This window comes from Streptomyces sp. NPDC050617, assembly GCF_040654795.1.
Taxonomy (GTDB): domain Bacteria; phylum Actinomycetota; class Actinomycetes; order Streptomycetales; family Streptomycetaceae; genus Streptomyces.
In genome coordinates this window covers 1-1,281 of the sequence record NZ_JBFAIS010000073.1, presented here as the reverse complement: position 1 = coordinate 1,281, position 1,281 = coordinate 1, and the positions used below count along the sequence as shown (strand labels likewise).

1 pseudogene is annotated in these 1,281 nt (G+C 61.8%); it reads left to right on the top strand.

Annotated elements, in window-relative coordinates:
* Positions 1–139: 139 nt before the first annotated feature.
* Positions 140–853: pseudogene (locus AB0I49_RS38225) on the top strand (transposase family protein); the annotation flags it as partial.
* Between the last annotated feature and the right edge of the window lie 428 nt (positions 854–1,281).

Genomic DNA, 1,281 nt, shown 5'->3' with positions numbered 1-1,281 from the left:
TCAGCCCGCCCCCTTGCGCATACCTCATGCAATGGGCATACCGCAGGAATCAAGAACCGTCAGCCTTGCCGACATCACGCATTGAAGGTCAGTAGTGTGGATAGTGTGATCACGGCGGCGCAGCGGTCCGTTCATTGGGATGAACCTGCGCTGTCTCGGTAAGTTGGTGACTGCGGCACGCCGTAGACCGGAGCCGATGTACACCGAGGTCGCCCGTGAGACTTGGCGCTGGATGACTGAATCCTGCTGGTCGCGACTGGCTTGCGAACGAACTTGACGACGTGCCAACTTGCGTCGCTGTCCGGCGGCTAGAAGTCGACGCTCGACCGGATCATCGACCTTCCCGGTTCCCTGCTCGCGCTCCAGCCGCGCGATCGATTCGACTAGGACATCGTGCTCATCGGCGACGGAACACTCGTGCCCACCCGCGACCGCTCGATCGCCGTGCAATCGGAGAACTACCGTTACTCCACGGCCTACCAGGTCGTCATCGACGCTGGCGGTCGCCTGGTCGTCGTGGTCTGTCGGTCGTTGCCCGGCAACCGGCACGACTCTCGAGGCTGGGAGGAATTCGGCGCGAAGGACGCTAGCGGTCACAACATAGCCACCACGGACAGCGGCTACCAAGGCACCGGACTCGCCATCCTGCAACACCGAACCGGGGGCGGGAAATCCCCAGTCTGGAAGGAACAACACAACCGTGCCCCCCCACAAGCAAGTTCGTGCCCACGTCCAGTGCACTTTCGCTCGCATGAAGGGCTGGAGGATCCTCCGCGGCTGCCGGCTCAAGGGCGACGACGTCCACCACGCCATGCTCAGCATCGCCCGCTTGCATAACCTCGCCCGCAACGGATGGCTGAGTCGAATGGCCTTCGGGTGCCCGCATTCACATCCACTCCAAGATTACTTACGGGACAACCTTGATGGCAGGGCGAGCCAATGTGTCATCTCGGTATTCCAGCGAGGAACCACGCCAGCCCAACCCTGCAGGGCTGCGAGAACCCCGCAGACGGCCCCACTTCGGTCGCAGAGAAGCGGATTGATGCGGCGTTCATCCGGCCGATGCTGCCCGAAAGTCAGAGCTGGGTGCGCAGGCTGGTCGAAGCAAAAATATAGGCGCTGCCGCCCACGCAAAGGGAGGCGTTCGCGACGGCATGCATGACAAGACGGAAAATGCACCTCTTACCTACTGACCTTCAATGCGTGATGTCGGCAAGGCTGACGGTTCTTGATTCCTGCGGTATGCCCATTGCATGAGGTATGCGCAAGGGGGCGGGCTGA